Below are 16607 nucleotides of genomic sequence, written 5' to 3'. Positions count from 1 at the left end.
TGCATGTGTTAGGCCTGCCGCCAGCGTTCAATCTGAGCCATGATCAAACTCTTCAATTTAAGTTTGATGCTCGTGAATTAAACTTCGTAATGAATTACGTGTTCACTCAGAGACTTGGTATTCATTTTTCGTCCGAGGACGTTAAGAATCCATGTCACTTTGAGTGCCCACACAGATTGTCTGATAAATTGTTAAAGAGCAGTGCCGCTTCGCTTTTTCGCTGCGGCGCGGGGTGTGCATATTACGCTTCCCCGCCTCAGAGTCAAGCGATTATTTTCGCTTTTCTCCGTGAGGTTCTTACCGAACCCCGCTGACCCGGCGGCGTGTTTGCCGTTGTTCCGTGTCAGTGGTGGCGCATTATAGGGAGTTATCTGACGGTGACAAGCAGAAATATTAAAAAGTTTACCGTTCGCTTATTTTTCGACCTGTGCGACTATTAAAGCCGCGGATTGCGGGTTAATTGCGCAATTTCCCGGGCAAAACTGGCGACCTGGGACCAGTCGGTGTAGACCACCTCTTTACGGGTATCCGTTTCGCCGCCTGTCATCTTCATAATAAGGCGGATCATAAAGCGATCGTACCAGCGGTAACGCGGATAACGCAGCGCGCCTGCAAAGACGGCACAGGCAGTTGGCTTCCAGGGTGAGTTCAGTAAAAACTTGCGCGTGTAGCTGTTGGTTTGCGGCGTACGCTTTTCCGCTTTACGCGCCACCAGATTCACAGAAAAGAAAGCGCCCGGCAGGCTATTCAGCGTTGCCGTGTGTTTTTTCACGAAGCGATCCACCGCAGGATGGAAATGGCCGTAACGAATCGAGGCGCCAATCACCACGCGGTCATACTCCTGCCATGCAATCTCTTCGGTGCGGTTCAGATTGACGACATCCGCATAGATACCCTGCTCTTTTAACTCAGAAGCCAGAAAAGCGGCAATTTCCCGCGTCTGCCCGTCGCGCGTTGAAAATAGAATTAATGTTTTCACAAACGGCTCCCTTATTCGCGCCAGAATGTTGGTGTCAGGAGAACCAACAGCGTGAAGACCTCAAGTCGCCCGAACAGCATGTTGGCAATCAGGATCCACTTCGCGGTTGGGTTCATACTGGCAAAGTTGTCTGCGACCACGCCAAGGCCCGGCCCCAGGTTGTTCAGTGTGGCGACAACGGAAGCAAAGGCCGAAAAGTCATCCACGCCCGTCGCGATGATCGCCAGCATACTGACGATAAAGACCAGCGCGTAGGCAGAGAAGAAGCCCCACACCGCCTCCAGAATACGCTCCGGCAGTGCGCGGTTGCCCAGTTTGATGCTGTAAACCGCATTCGGGTGCACCAGACGCTTAAGCTCGCGGTTCCCCTGTTTAAAGAGCAGCAAGATGCGGATCACCTTCAGGCCACCGCCCGTCGAACCGGCACAGCCGCCGATAAAGGCCGAACAGAGCAGCAGGACCGGCAGGAAGAGCGGCCAGCGCGCAATGCTGTCGGTAGTAAAGCCTGCGGTAGTAGCCATAGATACCACCTGGAAGAAGGCCTGGTTCAGGGTGGTGACCGCCGAGGCATAGACATCGTGTAGCCACAACACCAGGGTGCAGATCACCACCAGCGTCAGCTGCACGCCGATAAACATGCGGAATTCCGGGTCGCGCCAGTAGACCTTCAGATTACGGCCACTGAGTAAAGAGAAGTGCAGACCATAGTTACAGCCGGAGATAAGCAGGAAGATAGCAATGATGGTGTTGATTGTCGGACTGTCAAAATAGCCGACGCTGGCATCATGAGTTGAGAACCCACCAATGGCAATGGTGGCAAAGCTATGGCCAATGGCATCAAAGGCTGGCATTCCGGCGAACCACAGCGCCAGCGCACAGGCGACAGTCAGCAGCACATAGATCAGCCATAACGTTTTGGCCGTCTCGGCAATACGCGGGCGCATTTTGTTATCTTTCAGCGGCCCCGGCATTTCGGCACGGTAGAGCTGCATCCCTCCGACGCCCAGTATCGGCAGAATCGCCACGGCTAATACGATGATCCCCATACCGCCGAACCATTGCAGCATCTGCCGGTAAAAGAGGATGGCATGAGGTAATGAGTCCAGCCCCACCAGCGTGGTGGCCCCGGTGGTGGTCAGCCCGGAGAAGGATTCAAAGAAGGCATCGGTGATGGTCAGGTTGGGCTGTTCCGAGAAGATGAAGGGTAATGCCCCCACGCTGCCCAGCACGGTCCAGAACAGCACCACGATCAGGAAGCCTTCCCGGGATTTCAGCTCCCCTTTCTGACGGCGGTTAGGCCACCACAGCAGGGAGCCAATCATCAGCGCGACGAAAAAGGTCTGCGTAAAGGCGCGGCCCGCACCATCCCGATAAATAAGCGCTACCAGTCCCGGGAGGATCATCGTCCCGGAAAAGAGTATGACCAACAATCCAACGATTCGGGTTATGGCACGAAAATGCATCTCTGCCGCTTCCTTTGGTATTCAATAAGTAGGGTGGGGATTATTCTTCAATTGGCCGTAATTGCAACGAACCACGACTAAAATCAGCCAGTTTTGCTGAGAATGCCGGAAGCGAAGCCTGGGGTAATGCCACCCGCAAGTGCACCATCGCCTGGTAGTCACTGTGTACGATGAGGCCCTGATACTGCTTCAGCAATGCCTCGATGCCGGATAACTGGGCGTAATCGCACAATAAAGTATATTCGGTAAGTGGCGTTTTGCGGATAGTCGTCAGCTGATTAAGCGCCTGCTGGACGCCGCCGCCATAGGCCTTGACCAGCCCGCCCGTTCCCAGTAACACGCCGCCGTAGTATCGCACCACGACGGCGGTGATTTCGCCAACGCCGCTGCCCATGAGCTGCGAGAGCATGGGTTTGCCCGCCGTGCCCGCCGGTTCACCATCATCCGAGAACCCGAGCTTTTGCGAGTCGTCAGGCGGCCCGGCCACCCATGCCACGCAGTGGTGGCGGGCGTCGGGATGTTCCGCTCTTACTGTCTCTACAAACGCCTTCGCCGTCTCCACGCCGTCGGTATGCGCCAGCAGCGTGATGAAACGGCTTTTCTTGATCTCTTCCGTAAAGGTGACCGGCGCTGCCGGTATGAGCCAGCTTTCCATTACGCCAGCTTCAGATCTCGCGTCATGTTTTCAGTACCGTTCTCGTGGATCACCACGTTATCTTCGATACGGATCCCACCAAACGGCTTCAGCGCTTCGATTTTCTGCCAGTTGAAGTGTTTGCTGAACTGTCCTTCACGCCACGGCGCCAGCAGCGACTCAATAAAGTAGATGCCCGGCTCGATGGTCAGCACCATACGTGGCTGCAGAATGCGGGTGCAGCGCAGGTAGGGATATTTGGACGGCGCCGCCAGATGTGTCCCTGTGTCATCCTGCATAAAGCCAGCGGTATCATGTACCTGCAGACCCAGCGGATGACCGATCCCGTGCGGCATAAACGGCCCGGTCAGGTCGTTTTCCACCATCGCCTCTTCGCTCATATCGCTGACGATCTGGTGCTTACGCAGCAGCTTCGCGATGCGCTGATGGAACTGAATGTGGTAATCCACGTAGCTCACCCCGGCCTTCATGGTGGCGATCAGGGCCAGTTGCTCTTCATTCACATCTTTGATCAGCTGGGCGAACTCGGTATCGCTGTTGCCGGCCCAGGTGCGCGTCAGGTCAGCGGCATAGCCGTTGTACTCCGCACCGGCATCCAGCAGGAAGCTGCGCATTTCGGACGGCGCGCGGTGATCAAGTTTGGTGTAGTGCAGCACCGCCGCGTGCTCATTCAGCGCCACGATGTTGCTGTAAGGCACGTCGGTATCACGATGGCCGGTGGCCGTCAGGTAGGCCAGGTTAATGTCGAACTCGCTCATGCCGGACAGGAAGGCTTCGTGCGCCGCACGATGGCCGTTGACCGCGGTTTTTTGCGCTTCACGCATGCACGCCAGCTCATAGTCGGTCTTATAGGAGCGATAGTAGTGCAGATAGTCGATAACGCCTTTCGGGTTGATGTTATCGGCGGCGATCTCCAGACCGCGCGCACGCTCCGGCACCGGGCCAATATAGGCAATGTTGCCTCGGGCAGCAGGTAACTGGCTGCCAATGCCGTCAGCTTTCGGCAGGGCGATCACCTCAATATCTTCCGTCCAGAAAGAGGTCGGCAGCGGTTCCACGTTGTGCCAGTAATCCACCGGCAGGTAGAACCACAGTTTTGGCTTGTTCACACCATCCACCAGCAACCAGCAATTGGGAACCTGGGTTACCGGTACCCAGGCTTTAAATTGCGGGTTCACCTTGAAGGGATAGGCGTGATCGTCGAGAAAGACATTAAACAGCTCCCCGGAATGGATGAGCAAAGCATCCAGCTTAAAGCGAGCCAGTACGTCGCGGGTACGTTCCTGTAACGTAACAATATGATTTTTATACAGCGCGGCCAGTGAGTCCATCGTTCTTCCTTTTGTTTTGACCTCAAGTATCCGCATCTTAGCACACCTCAGAAAGGCTGCGTGATCTCCGCCGATCGTGATCAGACCTACAATTATTTAATGAGTAATTTGCATTTCATTAACACAAATCCCACACTCCGAATCATCTGGTATGACCAGATCCAATTGCTGGATTCAGGAGACCGACATGCTCTACAAAGGCGACACCCTGTACGTAGACTGGCTGGAAGGTGGCATTGCCGAACTGGTGTTCGACGCCCCCGGCTCAGTGAACAAGCTTGATACCGCAACCGTGGCCAGCCTTGGCCAGGCGCTGGACGTTCTTGAAAAACAAACCGATTTAAAAGGTCTGCTGCTGCGTTCCGAAAAAGCGGCATTTATTGTCGGCGCAGACATCACCGAATTCCTCTCGCTGTTCCTGGTGCCCCAGGAGCAGTTGAGCCAGTGGCTCCATTTCGCCAACAGCGTCTTTAACCGTCTGGAAGATCTGCCGGTCCCGACCCTTTCTGCGGTTAATGGTTATGCGCTGGGTGGCGGCTGTGAATGCGTGCTGGCGACCGATTATCGTCTGGCGACGCCGGATCTGCGCATTGGTCTGCCTGAAACGAAGCTGGGCATCATGCCGGGCTTTGGCGGCTCGGTACGCCTGCCGCGCCTGCTGGGTGCCGACAGCGCCCTGGAAATTATCGCCGCGGGTAAAGATGTCAGTGCCGATCAGGCGTTAAAGCTCGGTCTGGTGGATGGCGTCGTTAAGCCGGAAAAATTGCATGAAGGTGCACTGGCGATACTGCGCCAGGCGATTAACGGCGATCTCGACTGGAAAGCGAAACGCCAGCCGAAACTGGAGCCGCTGCACTTAAGTAAAATTGAAGCCACCATGAGTTTCACCATCGCTAAAGGCATGGTGATGCAGACGGCGGGTAAACACTATCCGGCGCCGATCACTGCGGTGAAAACCATCGAAGCCGCCGCACGTCTGGGCCGTGACGAAGCACTGAAATTAGAAAACCAAAGTTTCGTTCCGCTGGCTCACACCAACGAAGCCCGTGCGCTGGTCGGTATTTTCCTCAACGATCAGTTCGTGAAGGGCAAAGCGAAGCAGCTGACCAAAAATGTCGAGACGCCAAAACAGGCGGCGGTGCTGGGTGCGGGCATTATGGGCGGCGGTATTGCGTATCAGTCGGCCTGGAAAGGCGTGCCGGTTGTGATGAAAGATATCAATGAGAAATCCCTGACGCTGGGCATGACCGAAGCAGCGAAGCTGCTGAACAAACAGCTGGAGCGCGGCAAGATCGACGGTCTGAAGCTCTCCGGCGTAATCTCCACTATTCATCCGACGCTGGAATACAGCGGTTTCGATCGCGTGGATGTGGTCGTCGAAGCGGTAGTTGAAAACCCGAAAGTGAAAAAAGCGGTGCTGGCGGAAACAGAAGAGAAGGTTCGCCCGGAGACTGTGCTAGCATCCAACACCTCTACCATTCCAATCAGCGAGCTTGCCAGCGTGCTGAAGCGCCCGGAAAACTTCTGCGGCATGCACTTCTTTAACCCGGTGCACCGTATGCCACTGGTTGAAGTGATTCGCGGAGAAAAGACCTCCGATGAAACGATCGCCAAAGTGGTGGCGTGGGCCAGCAAGATGGGCAAAACCCCGATTGTGGTGAACGACTGCCCGGGCTTCTTCGTCAACCGCGTACTGTTCCCCTACTTTGCCGGTTTCAGCCAGCTGCTGCGCGACGGGGCAGATTTCCGCAAGATCGACAAAGTGATGGAAAAACAGTTTGGCTGGCCGATGGGCCCGGCCTATCTGCTGGATGTGGTCGGTATTGATACGGCGCATCACGCCCAGGCGGTGATGGCGGCAGGCTTCCCGCAGCGCATGCAGAAAGATTACCGCGATGCCATCGACGCCCTGTTCGAATCGAACCGCTACGGTCAGAAAAACGGTCTCGGCTTCTGGCGTTATAAAGAAGACAGCAAAGGTAAGCCGAAGAAAGAGGAAGACGCAGCCGTGGACAGCCTGCTGGCAGAGGTCAGCCACGCGAAGCGCGATTTCAGCGACGAAGAGATTATTGCCCGCATGATGATCCCGATGGTCAACGAAGTGGTGCGCTGTCTCGAAGAGGGCATTATCGCCAGCCCAGCGGAAGCGGATATGGCGCTGGTGTACGGCCTGGGCTTCCCTCCGTTCCACGGCGGCGCGTTCCGCTGGCTGGATACGCTCGGCAGCGCCCGCTATCTGGATATGACGCAACAGTACGAGCATCTCGGCGCGTTGTATCATGCACCGGAAGGTCTGCGTACCAAAGCGCGTAATAACGAAGCGTACTATCCCCCGGTTGAGCCTGCCCGTCCGGTTGGCGCACTGAAAACGGCTTAAGGAGTCACAATGGAACAGGTTGTCATTGTCGATGCAATTCGCACCCCGATGGGCCGTTCGAAGGGCGGCGCATTTCGTAACGTGCGCGCGGAAGATCTCTCCGCACATTTAATGCGTAGCCTGCTGGCGCGCAACCCGGCGCTGGACGCCACCGCGCTGGACGACATCTACTGGGGCTGCGTACAGCAGACCCTGGAGCAGGGTTTTAACATTGCCCGTAACGCCGCGCTGCTGGCGGAAATCCCGCACTCGGTACCGGCTGTCACCGTCAACCGCCTGTGCGGTTCGTCGATGCAGGCCCTGCATGATGCGGCACGCATGATCATGACCGGTGACGCGCAGGTATGCATGATTGGCGGCGTGGAACACATGGGCCATGTGCCGATGAACCACGGCGTCGATTTCCATCCCGGCATGAGCCGCACCGTGGCGAAAGCCGCAGGCATGATGGGGCTGACGGCGGAGATGCTCTCCCGTCTGCACGGTATCAGCCGCGAAATGCAGGACAGCTTTGCCGCCCGCTCGCACGCTCGTGCCTGGGCCGCGACGCAGTCCGGCGCTTTCAAAAATGAGATCCTGCCGACCGGCGGCCACGATGCCGATGGCGTGCTGAAGCAGTTCTACTTCGACGAAGTGATCCGTCCGGAAACCACCGTTGAAGCGCTCTCGACGTTGAAACCAGCCTTTGATCCAGTGACCGGCACCGTGACGGCGGGCAGCTCTTCCGCCCTCTCCGATGGTGCTGCCGCCATGCTGGTGATGAGCGAAAGCCGCGCCCGCGAGCTGGGTCTGACGCCGCGCGCCCGTATCCGCTCGATGGCGGTAGTGGGCTGCGATGCGTCGATTATGGGTTATGGCCCGGTACCGGCCTCAAAGCTGGCGCTGAAAAAAGCCGGGCTTTCCACCAGCGATATCGACGTATTCGAGATGAACGAAGCCTTCGCCGCGCAGATCCTGCCGTGCATTAAGGATCTCGGCCTGATGGATCAGATTGACGAAAAGATTAACCTCAACGGCGGTGCCATTGCGCTGGGTCACCCGCTGGGCTGTTCCGGGGCGCGTATCAGCACCACGCTGATTAACCTGATGGAACGCAAAGATGCCCAGTTTGGTCTGGCGACCATGTGTATCGGCCTGGGTCAGGGGATCGCAACGGTATTTGAGAGGGTGTAAATCTACAAGAGGTTATCTCAAAGCCAATGGCGTCAGAACAAGGCGGCCAGTGAACGAATCCCGATGAGCTTACTGAAGTAAGTGATTCGGGTGAGCGAGCGCAGCCAACGCAGTTATGGCGCCATTGGCGAAGAGAGAAAGTTTTAGTTGCCGTTTTCCCGCCTGTCAGGGGCGGGTTTTTTTCGTCTCAAATAAAGGCAAACGCATCGCCAAACAGACGATCTTCACGCGCACCGCGCTCATTGCAGAACAGGTCACGGGCAATTTTCGCCATTTCGAAACGACCGGCAATATAGATATCGTGATTTACCAGGGTGCCATGATCCTGCAGTACCGCCGTTAACACGGTGCCGCTGCGGCCGCGCCATCCCTCTTCCGGCTGCTCCACCACCGGCTCAACGCGCAGGTTTGGATGGGTCACGCTCAGCGCTTCCAGCTCGGACAGATCGTAAAGGTGCTTCGACTCGCGGCCACCCCAGTAGATGGTGATATCCCGGTCCGGGTTACGCGCCAGCGCCGTCAGCAGGATAGAGCGCGCGTAGGAGAAACCGGTGCCGCCGGCAATCAGGATCAGCGGACGCTCTTCGTCATCGCGCAGCCAGGCTTCGCCGTGAGGCATATCAACTTCAATCACGTTCTCTTTCAGAATGCGATCCATCACCGCCATCGCATACAGGTTGAGCTCCGACGCCCCAATGTGCAGCTCGATAAATTCTTGCTCATCCGGCGTGGAGGCCATTGAGAAAGGGCGCTTATCCCGCTCATCCATCACCACCATTAAATACTGGCCAGCGCGGAAGGAGAACGCCGATTCAGGTACTAAACGGACGCGATATACAGTGTCGGTGATAGCGTCTACCGAGGTCACTTTACAGCTTAAGGTTGTCATTCGCTCTCTCTGTCGGGAAGTCTATAGGGCATAACGGGCGCATTCAGGCGTCTTTACCGTTATTCATTATGGCCAGTTCATCCCAGATCGCGTCAATTCGCGCAGTCACCTCAGGATCCTTTTTGATCGGTCGACCCCATTCACGTTGGGTTTCGCCGGGCCATTTATTGGTGGCATCCAGTCCCATTTTTGAGCCAAGACCGGAAACCGGCGAGGCAAAATCCAGGTAATCAATTGGCGTGTTTTCGACTAAGACCGTATCGCGTGCCGGATCCATACGCGTGGTAATGGCCCAGATCACGTCATTCCAGTCGCGGGCGTTGACGTCATCATCGCAAACGATCACAAACTTGGTATACATAAACTGGCGCAGGAAAGACCATACGCCCATCATTACCCGTTTAGCGTGACCCGCATACTGCTTCTTAATGGTTACCACCGCCAGGCGATAGGAACACCCTTCCGGCGGCAGATAGAAATCAACGATCTCCGGGAACTGCTTTTGCAGGATCGGCACAAAGACTTCGTTCAGCGCCACACCGAGCACCGCGGGTTCATCCGGCGGACGGCCGGTATAGGTGGAGTGGTAAATCGCATCTTCCCGCTGGGTAATGTGGGTCACGGTAAATACCGGGAAGTTATCTATTTCATTGTAATAGCCGGTGTGGTCGCCATACGGCCCTTCCGGGGCCAACTCCCCTGGCTCGATGTAGCCTTCGAGGACGATTTCAGCGCTGGCGGGCACTTCCAGATCGTTAGAAACGCACTTGACCACTTCGGTTTTGGTGCCACGCAGTAACCCAGCAAAGGCATATTCCGACAGCGTGTCTGGCACCGGCGTCACTGCGCCGAGTATGGTGGCTGGATCGGCACCCAGCGCCACGGAGACCGGGAAGCGTTCGCCCGGATGGGCTGCGCACCACTCCTGGAAATCCAGCGCGCCGCCGCGGTGCGACAGCCAGCGCATAATGAGTTTGTTTTTACCGATGAGCTGCTGACGATAGATCCCGAGGTTCTGCCGCTCTTTGTACGGACCGCGCGTCACGGTCAGACCCCAGGTGATCAGCGGGGCGGCGTCTTCTGGCCAGCACTGCATGATGGGAATACGGGTCAGATCGACCGCATCGCCTTCCACAATTTTCTGCTGGCAGGGCGCACCGCGCAGCCGTTTGGTCGGCATGTTCAACACCTGCTTAAACTGCGGCAGCTTATCAAAGAGATCGCGAAAACCTTTTGGTGGCTCAGGCTCTTTCAGAAAAGCCAGCAGCTTACCCACTTCACGCAGCGCGCTGACATTTTCCTGCCCCATCCCCATCGCCACACGCCTGGGTGTGCCAAACAGGTTACAGAGCACCGGCATGGTGTAGCCTTTCGGGTTTTCAAACAGCAGCGCGGGCCCACCGGCACGCAAGGTGCGGTCGGCAATCTCTGTCATCTCCAGATAAGGATCGACAGGCAGGGTAATGCGTTTGAGTTCGCCCTGCTTTTCCAGCAGTTCCAGGAAGTCGCGTAGATCGTTGTATTTCATGCAGTTAGTCAAGCTCTCTCTGTATGCGGTTCATTATACGGCGTAAGACTGCGTGATGCTGTATTTTTGTTAAATTAGCGTGAAGATTCAAGGCTTCTTCTGCGTACGGCCATTATAATCAGCTTAGCGATCCCGCCAGGGTTTTGATATGCTTGCCGGCATAACAAGCGGAAAAGAGTCATTATGCGGGCCTGGTATTTACTGTATTGCAAGCGTGGGCAACTTCAGCGTGCTCAGGAACATCTGGAACGCCAGGCGGTGAACTGTCTGACGCCCGTGATCACGCTGGAAAAAATGGTTCGCGGTAAGCGCACAACCGTCAGTGAACCACTGTTCCCGAACTATTTGTTTGTTGAATTCGACCCTGAAGTGATCCACACCACCACCATCAGTGCGACGCGCGGTGTCAGTCACTTCGTGCGCTTTGGCATTCATCCGGCCACGGTGCCCTCTTCCGTCATCCACCAGCTCTCGGTTTATAAACAGCCAGAAGACATGACCGATCCTGATACGCCCTTCTCCGGCGATGATGTGGTGATCACCGAAGGGGCGTTCGAAGGGCTGGTAGCGATTTTCGCTGAGCCGGATGGGGAAGCCCGCTCCATGCTGCTGCTGAACTTACTGAATAAAGAAGTGAAGCAGAGCGTGAAAAACACCAGTTTCCGCAAAGTTTAAAAGTCGACGCCAAACAGACGACGCACGTTGTCATCCGTCTGCGCAGCCAGCCACTGCGTCTCTTCGCCGCGCCAGTGGGCGACCCGTTCAATGATATGTCCCAGGTAAGCCGGTTCATTACGCCGTGAGGCCGGTTTAGGGCTGAGATCGCGCGGCAGCAGGTACGGCGCATCGGTCTCAATCAGCAGGCGCTCGGCAGGAATAACCGGCAGCAGCTCGCGTAGCGCCAGCCCGCGTCGTTCATCACATACCCAGCCGGTGATCCCCAGATACAATCCACGATCCAGACAAGCTATCGCCTCTTCACGCGTGCCGGTAAAACAGTGCAGCACCGCGCCGGGCAGTTTATCCAGCCAGGGTTCCAGCAGCGCCAGAAAGCGTTCGTGAGCGTCACGGCAGTGCATAAATACCGGCATACCCAGCTCCGCGGCCAGTGCAAGCTGGGCGCTAAAGGCATGCTCCTGCTCGGCGGGGGTAGAGAAATTGCGATTAAAGTCGAGACCACACTCTCCGATTGCCACCACCTCAGGCGAGGCGGCTAACGCCCGCAGCGTGACTGCGCTCTCTGTCGTCCATTGGCTGCTGTCGTGAGGATGAACGCCTGCCGTTGACCAGCAGCGATCGTAACGTTGCGCCAGCTGCTGCGCCTGCTGACTTTCATGGAGGTTGGTGCCCGTCAGCAGTAAGCCCTTTACCCCGGCGGCAAAGGACCTGGTAACGACCTCATCGCGATCCTGGGCAAACTGCGGGCTGGTCAGGTTCAGACCGATATCAAACATACTCGCTCCCATATGACAACCGCCCTGGCGGGCGGTTGGTTTTATTCTTCTGACTCTTCCTCGTGATCTTCACGTCGCTTTCCAATATAGAAGCGCGAGAAGAAGACGCCGACCTCAAAAAGGCAATACATCGGGATTGCCAGCAGGGTTTGCGAGAAGACATCCGGCGGCGTCAGCAGCATGCCAATGACAAAGGCACCCACCAGAATGTATGGCCGTTTTTTACGTAAGTCTTCCGGCGTGGTGATCCCCACCCAGCAGAGCAGCACGATGGCAACCGGCACTTCAAACGCCACGCCGAAGGCCATAAACAGCGCCATCACAAAGCTCAGATAACTGGCGATGTCCGTCGAGACCTGGACCCCTACCGGCGCGGTGTTTGCCAGGAAGCCAAAGGCCAGGGGAAAGACCACGAAGTAGGCGAAGGCCATGCCGATATAAAACAGCAGCGAGCTGGAGACCAGCAGCGGGATCACCAGACGGCGTTCATGCTTATACAGCGCAGGGGCAATAAAGGCCCAGACCTGGTAAAGGATCACTGGCGCAGAGGCAATCAGCGACACCCAGAAGGTCAGCTTAATCGGCGTGAAGAAGGGCGACGCGACATCGGTCGCAATCATGGTTGCCCCCAGCGGCATCTGTTTAATCAGCGGCGCAGAGACCACCTGATAGATGTCGTTGGCGAAATAGACCAGGCCTATAAAAATGAGGAAGACCGCAATAATGCAGTTCAGCAGGCGCTTACGCAGCTCGATCAGGTGCGTAATCAGCGGTTGAGTGTCATCTACTGCCATATTTACGCTTTATCACTCGACGAGGGGGACGCATCAGCGACGGGGGCAGGCTTCTTCTCTGCGGACGCTGGCGTCGGTTCTGAATTTTTGATCACCGGCTCTGAAGGCGTCTGTTCGGGCGCACTGGCCTGGTGTTCTGCGGTAGCAGGCGTTACGCCTTCGTGCTGCGCTTCGTTATCTTTGACCAGCGGATTGCGAATGGTGTTGGCTTCATCACTCGCTTTTTCCGGGTCGTTAACGCTGTAGGAGCGCTTCATGGATTCCGCCGCTTCGCGCAGTTCATCCATGGAGGCTTTGAGTTCCGGCGTCAGGTTATCCATGCTCGCCTTCTCCACTTTTTTCAGGCTGTCCTGAAACTCCTGCAGCTTAAGCTCCTGCGCCAGCTCGTTTTGAACCGTTGTCGCAAGCGAACGCAGCGCGCGCACCCAACCTGCAATAGTTTTTACTGCCACCGGCAAACGCTGTGGCCCCAGTACAATGAGGCCAATCACGAATACCAGCAGCAGTTCGCTAAAACCAATATCAAACACGGATTACACCTGCTCGTTATCGTGGCGTTTAGCATTTTCCTTTTTGACGTCGTCTGGTTTATCGGCGATAGATTTAGCAGTGAAATCCGCGTCCTGGCTGGATTTGTCCTGCTTCTCGTCATCATCTTTGATCGCTTTCTTGAAGCCTTTGATGGAGGCACCAAGATCGGAACCGATAGAACCCAGTTTTTTGGTACCGAAAAGCAGCACGACGATGACGGCAATAATCACCAATTGCCAGATACTGATACCACCCATACTTCTTCCTCAGTTGTAGATGATAAATTAATCAGGCCGCATTATACGTTATGCGGCCCTGTGATAGCGATGCAATTCAGCGTGTTTTACGCCATCCTGCCAGCCAGACCACCACTCCACCGGCCATCAGCCAGGCGGGCATCAACTCCCAGTCAGGACGGTTGATCAGCAATAGCGTGCCGCTTAATAACAGCGTGGCGCCTATGCCAAACAGATACCGGGACTGGCCCTGACGCACATGATTGGTCTGCAGCTCGCGGGCAATTTTATCCACGCTATGTTGCAGATTTTTGCTCTGACGCAAACTGTCGTACACCAGTTCAGGAATTTCGGGCATTTTTTCAATCCAGAACGGCGCTTTCTCTTTCAGGGAGCGGACCAGCGCGGGCAGCCCAACCTGGTCTTTGATCCATGACTCAAGGAACGGTTTTGCCGTTTTCCATAAGTCTAACTGAGGATAGAGTTGCCGCCCCACCCCTTCAACGTAAAGTAATGTTTTCTGAAGTAAAACTAACTGCGGCTGCACTTCCATATTGAAGCGTCGGGCGGTATTAAACAGGTTCAGCAGCACATGGCCAAACGAGATCTCCGCCAGCGGTTTCTCGAAAATGGGCTCACAAACCGTACGAATGGCGAACTCAAACTCTTCGACGTTGGTGTCCGGTGGAACCCAACCGGAGTCGACGTGCAGTTCAGCCACTTTACGGTAATCGCGGTTAAAGAAGGCGATAAAGTTCTCAGCCAGGTAGCGCTTATCTTCCTTGTTCAGCGAGCCGACGATACCGCAGTCAATGCCGATGTACTGCGGATCTTCTGGGTGCTCGTAGCTAACGAAGATATTGCCCGGATGCATATCGGCATGGAAGAAGCTGTCGCGGAACACCTGGGTAAAGAAGACCTGCACGCCACGTTCGGCCAGCAGCTTCATGTTGGTGCCCTGCTTTTCAAGGGTCGCGACGTCCGATACCGGGATGCCGTAGATGCGCTCCATCACCATCATGTCCTGGCTGCAATAGTCGGAGTAGACCTCCGGCACATACAGCATCGGGCTGTTTTCAAAGTTGCGGCGCAGCTGAATGGCGTTCGCCGATTCACGCAGCAGATTTAGCTCATCAATCAGCGTCTTTTCATACTCACGTACCACTTCCATCGGACGCAGGCGACGGCCATCAGGCAGTAGACGCGGCACCCAGCGAGCCAGGCGGTAGATGAGTCTCATGTCGGCTCTGATGATCGGCAGAATGTCCGGGCGGATCACCTTGATGACCACCTCTTTGCCGTTCTCTTTCAGCCGCGCGGTGTGAACCTGAGCGATAGAGGCCGAAGCCAGCGGCTGGATGTCAAAATCATCAAACCAGGTTTCAACCGGGAGATCACCCATCGCTTTTTCGATCTGCCGCTTTGCCAGCCGGCCATCGAACGGGGCGACTTTATCCTGCAGCAGAGCCAGCTGATCGGCAATCTGAGGGGGGAAGAGATCGCGGCGGGTCGAGAGCATCTGGCCGAACTTGATCCATACCGGACCCAGCTCCTGCAACGCCAGCCGCAGACGCTCACCGAGCAGCTTGTCTTTATGGCGATTTGGCATCCAGAATAGCGTTTGCCGCCAGAGGCGCAGCGGCAAGGTAATGCGCATTCGAGGGATCAACTCATCGAGCCCGTAGCTCAAAAAGGTGCGGATGATAAAATAGAGGCGCCGAATTTCACCTGGCGTCATTTGCCCTCCAGCTTTTCAAGCCTTTTAGTCAGTGCATCAACCGAACGTTCAACCGCGGCGGTTTCTTCTGCAAACCATGCGGCTTCCAGCGGCCCGGGGGCCATGCGCCACTCTTCGGTAAGCACCTCCGCAGCATAGCGCTGCTGACGCTGAAAACCTTTTTTCAGCAATGAGGCACCGCCACGCAGCACTTTACTGATCCCCTCTGCGGCAATATCGCCCGTCCAGGGAGCCAGTAGTTCTGCCGGATCAAATTCCGCCAGGTCAGCCAGCGAAACGAAGTTTTGTACCACCTGGATATCGCCTTCGACTTCCAGCTCCCCGCTACGGATCAGGGCGGTGAGCTGCTGCCGATCGCGCAGTTTAGGCAGCGTACTCATATGGGTGATAACAGAGCAGTCAGCCTCGCCCTCCCACTCGCCCAGCACGTCGAGCTGACGCTCGCTGAATACCAGCACCAGCGGGGTCGAAAACTCTTTTACCACCACACGCAGCACTTTACCGTTCAGTCGCTGGCGTGCCGTTTTAAGCGCGGGCGAGCGATACAGAAAGGTATTGAGTACGTTTTCAACACCGGCTGTGATCAAGGGTTTAAACGGCATCTGCCACCTCCACTCAGAACTTGTACCCGCGATGCAGGGCGACAACGCCCGCGGTCATGTTGAAGTAATCAACATTGTCAAAGCCCGCATCCTGCATCATGGCCTTTAACGTGTCCTGATTAGGGTGCATACGGATGGACTCGGCCAGGTAGCGATAGCTGTCGGCGTCGTTAGCAACCACTTCACCAATGCGCGGCAGAATGTGGAAAGAGTAAGCGTCGTAGGCTTTGCTCAGCGGTTCAATAATCGGTTTAGAGAACTCCAGCACCAGCAGGCGTCCACCGGGTTTCAGCACGCGGTACATGGAACGCAGCGCTTTCTCTTTATCGGTGACGTTACGCAGACCAAAGGAGATGGTGATGCAGTCAAAAGTGTTATCCGGGAAAGGCAACGCCTCGGCGTTCGCCTGGACATACTCAACGTTGCCGACCACACCGAGATTGCGCAGTTTCTCACGCCCCATTTTCAGCATGGAGTCGTTGATATCAGCCAGCACAACGCGGCCTGTTTCCCCTACCAGACGCGAGAATTTCGCGGTAAGGTCGCCGGTCCCGCCCGCCAGATCCAGCACCGTTTGCCCACGTCGTACGCCGCTACAATCAATAGTGAAGCGCTTCCACAAGCGATGAATGCCGAATGACATCAGGTCATTCATTACATCGTACTTCGCCGCCACGGAATGGAATACGTGGGCCACCATGTCAGCTTTCTGCGCTTTAGCGACAGTCTGAAAGCCAAAGTGCGTTGTGTCTTGTGAATCTTCAACCATCTCAGAGCCTGCTTATCAATCAAATGTACGAGAAGTGTAACAGATTGGGCGAATTTGCCCTACGATTCAACCACCCCAGGAATAACGT

Annotated in this window: 17 protein-coding genes; 4 read left to right on the top strand and 13 right to left on the bottom strand. The window is 55.9% G+C overall.

Annotated features, from left to right (window positions below; genetic code table 11):
* Positions 1 to 314: hypothetical protein (locus tag C3406_RS26640; RefSeq protein ID WP_233210593.1), on the top strand; the 314-nt coding region annotated here is incomplete at its 5' end.
* Between the two features lie 122 nt (positions 315 to 436).
* Here C3406_RS26640 and hemG read toward each other — a convergent pair.
* The 4 genes from hemG to pepQ are packed head-to-tail and all read right to left on the bottom strand — an operon-like array spanning position 437 to position 4428.
* Positions 437 to 979, bottom strand: a complete 543-nt coding sequence (hemG, locus tag C3406_RS24120) for a menaquinone-dependent protoporphyrinogen IX dehydrogenase (protein ID WP_103825366.1) — start codon at positions 977 to 979, stop codon at positions 437 to 439.
* A gap of 11 nt (positions 980 to 990) precedes the next feature.
* Entirely contained in the window at positions 991 to 2442 is a 1452-nt protein-coding gene (gene trkH / locus C3406_RS24115) for a Trk system potassium transporter TrkH (RefSeq protein WP_103825365.1), read from the bottom strand.
* Positions 2443 to 2482: 40 nt separating this feature from the next.
* Positions 2483 to 3097, bottom strand: coding sequence for an IMPACT family protein (locus C3406_RS24110; protein ID WP_103825364.1), 615 nt, complete (start codon positions 3095 to 3097; stop codon positions 2483 to 2485).
* A complete protein-coding gene (pepQ, locus tag C3406_RS24105) occupies positions 3097 to 4428 on the bottom strand; it encodes a Xaa-Pro dipeptidase (RefSeq protein ID WP_103825363.1) in 1332 nt (443 codons plus the stop codon). The genes C3406_RS24110 and pepQ overlap by 1 nt, the downstream gene beginning before the upstream one ends.
* 187 nt (positions 4429 to 4615) lie before the next feature.
* On the opposite strand from pepQ, the gene fadB reads away from it, so the two are divergent.
* Both fadB and fadA read left to right on the top strand, forming a co-directional pair.
* Positions 4616 to 6805, top strand: a complete 2190-nt coding sequence (gene fadB, locus C3406_RS24095; protein ID WP_103825362.1) for a fatty acid oxidation complex subunit alpha FadB — start codon at positions 4616 to 4618, stop codon at positions 6803 to 6805.
* 9 nt (positions 6806 to 6814) lie between these two features.
* Entirely contained in the window at positions 6815 to 7978 is a 1164-nt protein-coding gene (fadA, locus tag C3406_RS24090; RefSeq protein ID WP_103825361.1) for an acetyl-CoA C-acyltransferase FadA, read from the top strand.
* Positions 7979 to 8165: 187 nt separating this feature from the next.
* Here the strand turns inward: fadA and fre are convergent, their stop codons facing one another.
* Together fre and ubiD are read right to left on the bottom strand one after the other, a co-directional pair.
* The gene (gene fre / locus C3406_RS24085; RefSeq protein WP_103825360.1) at positions 8166 to 8867 is read right to left on the bottom strand and encodes an NAD(P)H-flavin reductase; all 702 of its coding nucleotides are present in this window, start codon (positions 8865 to 8867) and stop codon (positions 8166 to 8168) included.
* A gap of 43 nt (positions 8868 to 8910) precedes the next feature.
* Positions 8911 to 10395: a 4-hydroxy-3-polyprenylbenzoate decarboxylase gene (ubiD, locus tag C3406_RS24080; protein WP_103825359.1), complete on the bottom strand. Its 1485-nt coding sequence runs from the start codon at positions 10393 to 10395 to the stop codon at positions 8911 to 8913.
* Positions 10396 to 10578: 183 nt separating this feature from the next.
* On the opposite strand from ubiD, the gene rfaH reads away from it, so the two are divergent.
* Positions 10579 to 11070: a transcription/translation regulatory transformer protein RfaH gene (rfaH, locus tag C3406_RS24075; RefSeq protein ID WP_103825358.1), complete on the top strand. Its 492-nt coding sequence runs from the start codon at positions 10579 to 10581 to the stop codon at positions 11068 to 11070.
* Here the strand turns inward: rfaH and tatD are convergent.
* From tatD to ubiE, 7 genes are all read right to left on the bottom strand, one after another.
* Entirely contained in the window at positions 11067 to 11849 is a 783-nt protein-coding gene (gene tatD, locus C3406_RS24070) for a 3'-5' ssDNA/RNA exonuclease TatD (RefSeq protein WP_103825357.1), read from the bottom strand. The two genes, rfaH and tatD, sit on opposite strands and share 4 nt — an antisense overlap.
* Before the next feature lie 41 nt (positions 11850 to 11890).
* Positions 11891 to 12643 (bottom strand): Sec-independent protein translocase subunit TatC, encoded by a 753-nt coding sequence (tatC, locus tag C3406_RS24065; RefSeq protein ID WP_103825356.1) that lies wholly within the window; start codon positions 12641 to 12643, stop codon positions 11891 to 11893.
* 2 nt (positions 12644 to 12645) lie between these two features.
* A complete protein-coding gene (tatB, locus tag C3406_RS24060; RefSeq protein WP_103177420.1) occupies positions 12646 to 13173 on the bottom strand; it encodes a Sec-independent protein translocase protein TatB in 528 nt (175 codons plus the stop codon).
* Between the two features lie 3 nt (positions 13174 to 13176).
* A complete protein-coding gene (gene tatA, locus C3406_RS24055; protein ID WP_103177421.1) occupies positions 13177 to 13431 on the bottom strand; it encodes a Sec-independent protein translocase subunit TatA in 255 nt (84 codons plus the stop codon).
* Between the two features lie 76 nt (positions 13432 to 13507).
* Entirely contained in the window at positions 13508 to 15148 is a 1641-nt protein-coding gene (gene ubiB / locus C3406_RS24050; protein WP_103825355.1) for a ubiquinone biosynthesis regulatory protein kinase UbiB, read from the bottom strand.
* A complete protein-coding gene (ubiJ, locus tag C3406_RS24045) occupies positions 15145 to 15750 on the bottom strand; it encodes a ubiquinone biosynthesis protein UbiJ (protein ID WP_103825354.1) in 606 nt (201 codons plus the stop codon). The genes ubiB and ubiJ overlap by 4 nt, the downstream gene beginning before the upstream one ends.
* A gap of 13 nt (positions 15751 to 15763) precedes the next feature.
* Complete coding sequence (ubiE, locus tag C3406_RS24040; RefSeq protein WP_103177424.1) at positions 15764 to 16519, bottom strand: bifunctional demethylmenaquinone methyltransferase/2-methoxy-6-polyprenyl-1,4-benzoquinol methylase UbiE; 756 nt, start codon at positions 16517 to 16519, stop codon at positions 15764 to 15766.
* Positions 16520 to 16607: the final 88 nt, after the last annotated feature.

This window comes from Leclercia sp. LSNIH8, from assembly GCF_002920195.1.
Lineage (GTDB): Bacteria > Pseudomonadota > Gammaproteobacteria > Enterobacterales > Enterobacteriaceae > Enterobacter.
Note: the sequence above shows the minus strand (reverse complement) of the source record. Positions and strands in the feature narration are given on the sequence as shown.

What these genes read in the sequence shown, in the direction of transcription:
- trkH (WP_103825365.1), bottom strand. Translation starts at nt 2,442, where the DNA reads ATGCATTTTCGTGCCATAACCCGAATCGTTGGATTGTTGGTCATACTC.
- C3406_RS24110 (WP_103825364.1), bottom strand. Translation starts at nt 3,097, where the DNA reads ATGGAAAGCTGGCTCATACCGGCAGCGCCGGTCACCTTTACGGAAGAG.
- fadB (WP_103825362.1), top strand. Translation starts at nt 4,616, where the DNA reads ATGCTCTACAAAGGCGACACCCTGTACGTAGACTGGCTGGAAGGTGGC.
- ubiJ (WP_103825354.1), bottom strand. Translation starts at nt 15,750, where the DNA reads ATGCCGTTTAAACCCTTGATCACAGCCGGTGTTGAAAACGTACTCAAT.
- ubiE (WP_103177424.1), bottom strand. Translation starts at nt 16,519, where the DNA reads ATGGTTGAAGATTCACAAGACACAACGCACTTTGGCTTTCAGACTGTC.
- tatC (WP_103825356.1), bottom strand. Translation starts at nt 12,643, where the DNA reads ATGGCAGTAGATGACACTCAACCGCTGATTACGCACCTGATCGAGCTG.
- ubiB (WP_103825355.1), bottom strand. Translation starts at nt 15,148, where the DNA reads ATGACGCCAGGTGAAATTCGGCGCCTCTATTTTATCATCCGCACCTTT.
- fadA (WP_103825361.1), top strand. Translation starts at nt 6,815, where the DNA reads ATGGAACAGGTTGTCATTGTCGATGCAATTCGCACCCCGATGGGCCGT.
- fre (WP_103825360.1), bottom strand. Translation starts at nt 8,867, where the DNA reads ATGACAACCTTAAGCTGTAAAGTGACCTCGGTAGACGCTATCACCGAC.
- tatA (WP_103177421.1), bottom strand. Translation starts at nt 13,431, where the DNA reads ATGGGTGGTATCAGTATCTGGCAATTGGTGATTATTGCCGTCATCGTC.
- tatD (WP_103825357.1), bottom strand. Translation starts at nt 11,849, where the DNA reads ATGTTTGATATCGGTCTGAACCTGACCAGCCCGCAGTTTGCCCAGGAT.
- rfaH (WP_103825358.1), top strand. Translation starts at nt 10,579, where the DNA reads ATGCGGGCCTGGTATTTACTGTATTGCAAGCGTGGGCAACTTCAGCGT.
- ubiD (WP_103825359.1), bottom strand. Translation starts at nt 10,395, where the DNA reads ATGAAATACAACGATCTACGCGACTTCCTGGAACTGCTGGAAAAGCAG.
- pepQ (WP_103825363.1), bottom strand. Translation starts at nt 4,428, where the DNA reads ATGGACTCACTGGCCGCGCTGTATAAAAATCATATTGTTACGTTACAG.